Below are 8,092 nucleotides of genomic sequence, written 5' to 3'. Positions count from 1 at the left end.
CAACGCGTCGCGGATATCTTCGCCCCACTCAATATGACCGCAGGGAATGCACCATTTCCCCGGATAGGTTTCGCCGACGGCGCGTTGTACCAGCAGTATCGCGCCTGAGTCATTCAAAACAATTCCCGCCACCGCTGCCATAGGATTGCGATACAAAAATTTTTCGCAATGCGGGCAATATAAGCGCGACTGCGCCTTGTTCATTTTCGTTACCGGGTGTGTGCCGCAATACGGGCAATAGCGATAGTCCATGTCGCCTCCACAAAAAAGAAGAACCGCTTCCGCAGAAGCGGTTCCTCAGCTATGGTTACATCAGTCCAGCGTAATGACCTGTTTCGGATCATCAATGTCAACACTGAAATAATTTTCTTTGCTGTTATGTTCCAACTTTAAAGTCTTACCGTCAAACGAGCCGCGCCAGCCAACGATAATGGTATGATCCTGACTGAGTTTTTTTATAACTTCCAGCGGTTCCAATTTAAAGATCGGTGCGAAAAGGATTTCTACGCCGTCTAAAATCACGACATCCGCAGCAAGCGCCTTGAATGCTTTCACAAAAGATTCTTTCGCTTCCACCTTGCGCTCTTCGTTTTCCATTTCAAACAGTTTTTCCATTAAGAGCTCTTTGGCTTCTACGTAAGTATAGTCTTCCGCTTGTTCCACTTCCCGCAAAAGTTTGCTTTTCCCCGAACCGGCACCGCCGACCACAAAGAGCAACTTTTCCGGCAATTCCTGAACTTCCTGTACACGTGCCTTTACATCTGCTACTGTCACCATGCTATCACGCCCCTGTACAATTTTGTTATGGTTATTATAATATAGATTTTCCGAAATGGCTAGACTTGCGCGTCGGATTTATCTTGTGATTTGCGCGTAAAACCGTAGCGTTCCTCCGGCGTAGCCGCCTCGTTGATCCGCCCTTGCGTCAAAATGATGTCCGTCAACTGATCTTTTTGCGTATCCAGTACAAAGACCAAGTAAAGTCGTTTCGCAAGATTTTGCGGATAATACAATAATGCGGTCTGCTGTTGATCGCCGACATGCACGATGGCATTCGGCTCTCCGTAAACATGCGTCACGGTGGAAAGGCTGTCACCAATCGCAACGCCTTTATCCGTCGCCACATTTGTATTGCGTAAAAATACGCGTTTTATTTTTTGCGTCTTGCTTTCTACCGTTACCCCAAAATCACCATGCATCCAAATTTCGATTTCCCCCTGCGTCAAATGCGTTTCCCACTCTGACCATGAGGGCTCTCGGTACATTGTTCCCGGAACAAATCCCAATAGCGATGCCGGTGTATTTGCCGTGAATGACAAGTCCCGTTTCTCTTTGAGCGCGGAGACATATGTCAGCTGCATGGACTTTACCTGTAATTCATGTATGGCAAAGGTCAATTCATAAGTAATTTCATTGTCGTGCAACCGGTAACGATAGTAAGAAATTTTTGTCGACGGATCATACTCTACGAGAGAAGGAGTACCGTATACGCGAATCACATTTTCACGACTGTTGCCGATCCCGATACCGCGCGATGTCATGAGCTTTTCTTTGGTAACTGTAAGCGCGCTGATTCCGGTCAGTGTTCGTATCGGTTCCACGTCGATAGTCGCAGCCGTTTTTTGATCATACGGCAAGCTCTGTTGTACTGTCGCTTCCGCCTCTTTAAAATGGTAGCGATCGATACGATTTCCCCGCATGATTGTCAAGGGCGCTCCCAACACGCCGGTTAATCTCTCCGGATCGTCACCGAGGCGCAGACCTCCTACGGAAAAATCTTGCGCCGCAAGCGGTTCGTTTTGAATTTCAGCAACACTCCATACGAGCATCTTCTGATTTCCGTCAGGACCCATTTCCTGACGCGCGGCACCGGCCGCTGAATCGGTTCCCGGTGATGTCACAGGCATGGTTGTCACGTCTGCTTGGGCTGCGACAAGACAAGGTAATGATAGTACGCACGCGGCGATCAAGAATTTTTGTAATCTGTGCTTTTTCATTATATCCTCCACGGTACTTAATTTAACCGTTTGTTTCCCTTGCTCTTAATTATACCAAAATGCAATGTGGTAAAATGTCTTTAGATATATTCTATTTTTAAAGGAGGTTTTTCTATGTTACGAAAATGGATTTTAGCCGGCTTACTTGCTACCGGTCTTACCGCCACCGGAATGTACGGCGTGCAGGCTGCTGTAATGGACGCTGCCACGCCGCAACGCACGGTCTCCGTCGAGGGACAGGCGCAACGCGAGTTGGTTCCGAACAAAGCGCAGATGCGTTTCGGCATTGAAGGTCAAGGTGCGGATGCCAGAGTGGCGAAAGAAGCCTACGATCAGCGCATGCAATCGGTAGTGGCTGCCCTTAAAGCGGCCGGCGTAAAAGATAAGGACTTGAAAACCGCCAACTTCTTAATTATGCCGGTATATGTGCATCCGGAAGACAATATACCGAGAATTAAAGCGTATCGTGTGACCAACGAAATCGTCTTTGAAACGAAAGACACCGCTCTTTTGAGCCGTGTGTTGGACTGCGTTGTAAGCGCGGGCGCCAACACGGTTTCCGATGTTCAGTTTGTCGTGGATCAACCGCAACAGTTGAAAGACGAATTACTGGCCGAAGCCATTGCCAACGGTCGTCGCACCGCGCAAATAATGGCGCGTGCAGGACATGCCCGTCTGGGACGCCTGATGAATGCCAGCGTCGCTCCGACAAATGAATACTGGGCGGCTCCAATGATGGCGAGGGCAAAGTTTGATAATGCACCTTCCACACCTCTTTTCGCCGGCAATCAAAAGGTATCGATGCGCGTCAGCCTCGTGTTTGAGTTAGTCGACTAAAGGAGTTCATATGGCTACTGAATGGAATACACTGACCCCCGCTGAAGCCGCCGCCAAATTTGTCGGCGCTGTGCGCGGCGGTGTATTTTTAACGACAGGAACGCTTACCGAAGCCAACTCAATGTATTTAAATTGGGGATCGATCGGTTACCGTTGGCGACGATATGTTATCACGATTTGTGTAAAGCCGTCACGATACACGCATGAACTTTTAGAAAAAAGAAATGAGTTTACGATCTCCGTCCCCTTGCGCGATGATTATCGCTCGATGCTTCAATATTGCGGCACGCACAGCGGCCGCGATGAAGATAAAATCACCGCGGCGGGTCTGACTCTTTGCGCTCCCAAACAAGGCAGCACACCGGTGTTAGGCGGCACGGGATGGATGCATTTGGAATGTCGTACTTTGCAGTCACTGGCATTTCCTAAAGATAGCTTGGATCCGGAAATTTTCAGTTTCTTTTATGATCGTAATCCGGATGATGTGCATACGTTTTACGTCGCGGAAATCATGAGCGCTTACGAAGTATGATTTTTTTGCAAATAGCCGTTCTTTTGGACGGCTATTTTCTTTTTGTGTATCGCAAAAATACATTTGTCTATTGTCTTTCCACACTTATTTCGCTATAATAAGCATATTAAATTGTGGAGGGATGAATATGATTAAAAACTTTTGGCGCTGGGTCAATGAAACCAGCTTGGTGAAATTGATCCTGGTCGGGATCATCTTGGGTATTCTGCTTGCCGTATTTATTCCCCAATGGGCAGCGTCCGTTTCTATTTTGGGCACATTATTCGTTAATGCGTTAAAAGCGGTTGCGCCTATCCTCGTATTTGTCCTAGTAACGGCGGCACTGGCGACCAAGCGCGCAGGTACTTCCAGCAACATGCGGCCGATCCTGATGCTTTACATTGTGGGCACTTTCGTCGCATCGCTGACGGCTGTCGCGGCTTCTTTCCTGTTTCCGACGGACTTACAGCTGCAAGTCACCGATGCTCAGCTCGCTCCGCCGACTAATATTATTGAAGTCATCCGTACTGTTGTTCTGAACATCGTCGATAATCCCGTGCATGCGCTCATGAATGCCAACTACATCGGCATATTGGCCTGGGCGAGTGTCATGGGGATTGCGCTCCGTCAGGCCAACGACACAACGAAACAGTTGATCTCGGATTTCGCACAAGTGATCACACAATTGGTACAATGGGTATTACGCTTTGCTCCGCTCGGTATTTTCGGCTTAGTCGCGTCCACCATTGCCGAAAGTGGCTTCGGCGCCCTCATCGGTTATGTAAAATTACTGGCGGTATTGCTGGGTTGCTTCTTCTTCACCGCATTGGTGATGAATCCTTTAATCGCATTTGTAAAAATGCGTATCAATCCGTATCCGCTTGTCCTGACAACCCTGCGTGAAAGCGGTTTGTACGCCTTTTTCACGCGCAGTTCCGCCGCGAATATTCCGGTTAATATGAACCTTTGCCAAAAACTCGGTTTGGATGAAGATACATATTCCGTGTCCATTCCGCTGGGTGCCACCATTAACATGGCGGGCGCAGCGATCACGATTGCGGTGTTGACACTTTCTGCCGTGCATACGCTCAATATTCCGGTCGATTTTGCTACAGCGTTTCTCCTCTGTGTCATTTCTGCTGTTGGTGCCTGCGGCGCATCCGGTGTAGCGGGCGGTTCGCTTTTACTGATTCCCTTGGCCTGCAGCCTGTTCGGCATCAGCAATGATATTGCCATGCAAGTCGTCGGTGTCGGTTTTATCATCGGTGTTTTACAAGACTCCTGCGAAACCGCTTTAAATTCTTCCAGCGACGTGCTTTTTACCGCTGTTGCAGAATTTGCCGAACGTCGTAAAGAAGGTCGTTTATAGTTACTAAAGAAAAAACGGTATCCTTTCGAGGATACCGTTTTTTTGCTTTATACTTTACCTTCCACAAAATATCTTGTCCACATCGAAACTTCATTTAAGCTCGGATGCGGTGCCATCGTTTCACTCACCGTTTGCACACGTTGCGGTAAAAGCTCACGAACTAAACCTCGCTCACGTAATTTCTGCACCGTCTCCGAACCGATTTCAGGATGAATCGGCGTCAGTTCCATAGTCCCCGCATTCAACAGATTCACATACGGCTGGAGTAGAACAGAAGCCTGATACCCCACCATATGAGCGCCCAAAATAATTTGCGTCGGACGATCAATCACCAGCTTGATGAACCCGTCTTCCGGACTCCCGTGCGTGATGCCGAGCGCATAGGCTTTAACAGTATCAGAGTAATGATGTAACGCGGTCTGCACTTCATATCCCTGTTCTTTAGCTGCTTTTTCCGTCAATCCCACATGCGCCACTTCCGGATGCGTATAGGTAACGACCGGAACATTTGTGTAGGTTGCCCAGCGACATTTTTGCGGATCTTTTTCTTCATACAAATTATGAGCAACAATGTCTGCTTCATAGTTCGCTTTGTGCCGGAACGGCGCCTGCCCATCCACATCTCCCAACGCATAAACACCCGTCTGGGACGTTTCCAAAAACTCGTTTGTGATGATATTACCTTTAGCGTCTGTTTTAATTTCCGTCTTCGCCAAATCCAGCCAATCTGTATTGGGGATAATTCCCGATGCTACGAAAACAACATCCGTGGTAAAGGTCTTATTTTCTTTCGTCGCACGATCGCTGATCGTACAACGGATCTCCCCACCGTCTTTGCGGACACTTTCTACCGACTGATTGGTATAAACGGTAACACCCGCATTTCGCAAGGACCGCAAAACAAATTCCGAAATTTCAGGTTCTTCGCGCGGCACAAGATATTGATTATGCTGCACCAAAGTCACGTTTACGCCCAATGCGGAAAAACTGTGCGCAAATTCGGTACCGATCGGGCCGCCCCCCAAGATCGTCATGGCCTCGGGCAACGCTTTGAGAAAACGATCACCGAAAAAAGATTCGCTTGTTAAGTATGGAATGGTTTCCAAACCGGGAACATCGGGAATATTGGTGCGTGCCCCCACGCCCAACACAATGGTCGTCGCGGAAATCTCCACCGCTTTGTTTGTGTCACAAGTGACTTGGAGTATATCTTTACTGATAAATTTCGCGGTGCCGTGATAAACATCCAAATTTTCACGTTGCTCATAATCTTTCGCCATAGTTTGCGAGACGTTGATTTGTTTCCAAAGTCGTCGTGAAATGATGTCCCAATCGAGCGTCGGTTTTTCTCCCTTGACTCCCATTTCGGCCCAACGTTCCGTATCCCGCAAGGCATCCGCCGCCGTTACCATAACCTTCGTCGGAATGCATCCGTGATTGAGGCAGGTACCGCCAAATTTGGCGCGTTCCACTACTGCTACCTTTTGACCGTGTTGCAATGCAGTTTCCAACACGGTCAGAGCGGCGCCGGTACCTACTACGATTAAATCATATTTTTTTACCATACTATCTCCCATCATTTACATTCATAATTACTCATTTCTTTTATTTTAGCACGAGCGCGAAAATAGATTTTTACAGATGCTATAATGAAAGAAAAGGCTACACAAAGGAGGGAGCTATGACACGCATAAATGCATCCTATCAAGAACGACTGAAAGCATTTCAAAATCTTTTACAAAATCATCAACGTATTGTTTTTTTCGGCGGTGCCGGCGTATCTACCGAATCCGACATTCCGGACTTTCGCGGGACACACGGTATCTTTAACCGTGACACGGGTACGCCTTACTCGGCGGAAGAAATGGTCTCGCATCATTTCTATGTCGAACATCCGGAAGAGTTTTTCAGCAATTACAAAGTACGCCAAGGTATGATGAAGGATGTACAACCGAATCGCGCCCATATAATGCTCGCCAAATTAGAAAAGCTGGGAAAACTCCAAGCGATCATCACGCAAAATATCGACGGTTTGCACCAACGCGCCGGCAGTCAAACCGTTTACGAACTGCACGGCTCCATTCATCGCAATTACTGTACAAAATGCCATGCATCATACTCCATTGACGAGATTATCGAGCGCAGTACCCCGATACCACATTGTGATAAATGCGGTGGCATTATCAAGCCGGATGTCGTTTTGTTTGAAGAACCCTTGGATAATGATACGGTTTCCCATGCGATTCGGGCGATTCGTGAGGCCGATATGCTGATTATCGGCGGCACCAGTTTAGTGGTTTGGCCGGCCGCGGGATTCATTCATGAGTTCGGCGGCGATGCAATAGTGTTAATTAATCAAGACTCCACTCCGCGTGACCAAGCGGCCAATATTTTATTTCGCGAGTCTATCGGTCAGGTATTGGAAGACGCGATCTCGCCTTTACTTACATAAAAAAACACGGCTTGCGCCGTGTTTTTTTATTCTACTGCTCTCATTCTCTTATTGATTCTTTTGCGAATATTTTTTTGCGGCCACTTCCGTGCGACGTTTACGAGCACGATTGCGACCGGCTTTAATCTGCGGTAACGGTCCGCCGATGACGTGACGTAAATGTTCCGGCCAAGCATAATCGACGGCTAACGCCAACAGCATAGCCAACAGCGCCGCTACCGACCAAGGCACGAAAATAGTCAGCGCCTGTTCGCCGATCAGGCACCACAGTAAAAACAGCCCCATCACGACCTGACCGACATAACCCCAGCCAATGGCATATGCATAGCGAAGCCAGCCGCTGTTTTTCTTTTGCTCCATTACGGTTCCGAAGTAATAAGCAGCGGTACCGACCGAAATTGCGAGCATCAAATGTCCGGCAATTCCCAGCGGTAACCCCTGCCAATAGCCGACCATAATAAAGCCGATAAATCCGACTAATGCCCCGACGATTGGCGCCATAATAAGTGCTGCCAAGTAAGGAGCAAAGGCGGTTAAATTGACATACGGAATAATTTGCAAACCCATTCCGGCAATACAAATCATAATATATGCAAAAGTAAATAAGACAAGACGTTGACGTGACATGTAAAAACTCCATTTCCAAGCGTAAGTTATTTAGATTATAACATTTCACTTCCGCTTCGCCAACCACGCCCAATCATGCAATAAAAAAGTGCTGCATATGCAGCACTTTTTTATTGCATGATTATTTTTCGATCGCGCTGACTACGCCCGCGCCGACGGTGTGACCGCCTTCACGAATCGCGAAACGCAAACCTTCTTCAATCGCGATCGGCGTGATCAGTTCGATTTTCATCGTGACGTTGTCGCCCGGCATGCACATTTCTGTGCCTTCCGGCAGTTCGATGTTGCCCGTTACGTCC

9 protein-coding genes and 1 pseudogene are annotated in these 8,092 nt (G+C 47.9%); 4 read left to right on the top strand and 6 right to left on the bottom strand.

Features of this window, described 5'->3' with window-relative positions; all coding sequences use genetic code 11:
• From KH813_RS05175 to KH813_RS05165, 3 genes are all read right to left on the bottom strand, one after another.
• Positions 1-252: NUDIX hydrolase (locus KH813_RS05175; RefSeq protein WP_303994102.1), on the bottom strand; the 252-nt coding region annotated here is incomplete at its 3' end.
• Positions 253-312: 60 nt separating this feature from the next.
• Entirely contained in the window at positions 313-777 is a 465-nt protein-coding gene (brxF, locus tag KH813_RS05170) for a BREX-3 system P-loop-containing protein BrxF (RefSeq protein WP_303994099.1), read from the bottom strand.
• 59 nt (positions 778-836) lie between these two features.
• Positions 837-1,997 (bottom strand): hypothetical protein, encoded by a 1,161-nt coding sequence (locus KH813_RS05165; RefSeq protein ID WP_303994097.1) that lies wholly within the window; start codon positions 1,995-1,997, stop codon positions 837-839.
• 114 nt (positions 1,998-2,111) lie between these two features.
• Between KH813_RS05165 and KH813_RS05160 the strand changes: the two genes are divergently transcribed.
• From KH813_RS05160 to sstT, 3 genes are all read left to right on the top strand, one after another.
• A complete protein-coding gene (locus KH813_RS05160; RefSeq protein ID WP_303994094.1) occupies positions 2,112-2,834 on the top strand; it encodes an SIMPL domain-containing protein in 723 nt (240 codons plus the stop codon).
• 10 nt (positions 2,835-2,844) lie between these two features.
• Positions 2,845-3,366 carry a flavin reductase family protein gene (locus tag KH813_RS05155; protein WP_303994092.1) on the top strand — a complete coding sequence of 174 codons (522 nt, stop codon included), beginning with the start codon at positions 2,845-2,847 and terminating at the stop codon, positions 3,364-3,366.
• A 127-nt stretch (positions 3,367-3,493) separates the two neighbouring features.
• Complete coding sequence (gene sstT / locus KH813_RS05150) at positions 3,494-4,714, top strand: serine/threonine transporter SstT (RefSeq protein WP_303994090.1); 1,221 nt, start codon at positions 3,494-3,496, stop codon at positions 4,712-4,714.
• Between the two features lie 47 nt (positions 4,715-4,761).
• Here the strand turns inward: sstT and KH813_RS05145 are convergent, their stop codons facing one another.
• Positions 4,762-6,279 (bottom strand): NAD(P)/FAD-dependent oxidoreductase, encoded by a 1,518-nt coding sequence (locus KH813_RS05145; RefSeq protein WP_303994088.1) that lies wholly within the window; start codon positions 6,277-6,279, stop codon positions 4,762-4,764.
• A gap of 116 nt (positions 6,280-6,395) precedes the next feature.
• On the opposite strand from KH813_RS05145, the gene KH813_RS05140 reads away from it, so the two are divergent.
• Complete coding sequence (locus tag KH813_RS05140) at positions 6,396-7,166, top strand: NAD-dependent protein deacylase (RefSeq protein WP_303994085.1); 771 nt, start codon at positions 6,396-6,398, stop codon at positions 7,164-7,166.
• 48 nt (positions 7,167-7,214) lie between these two features.
• Here KH813_RS05140 and KH813_RS05135 read toward each other — a convergent pair whose 3' ends face one another.
• A complete protein-coding gene (locus KH813_RS05135; RefSeq protein WP_303994083.1) occupies positions 7,215-7,793 on the bottom strand; it encodes a hypothetical protein in 579 nt (192 codons plus the stop codon).
• 121 nt (positions 7,794-7,914) lie between these two features.
• Positions 7,915-8,092: pseudogene (gene tuf / locus KH813_RS05130) on the bottom strand (elongation factor Tu); the annotation flags it as partial.

The organism is Negativicoccus succinicivorans (assembly GCF_018373335.1).
Classification (GTDB): domain Bacteria; phylum Bacillota; class Negativicutes; order Veillonellales; family Negativicoccaceae; genus Negativicoccus; species Negativicoccus succinicivorans_A.
The sequence above is the reverse complement of the archived record's forward strand: the minus strand, read 5'-3'. Positions and strand labels throughout refer to the sequence as shown.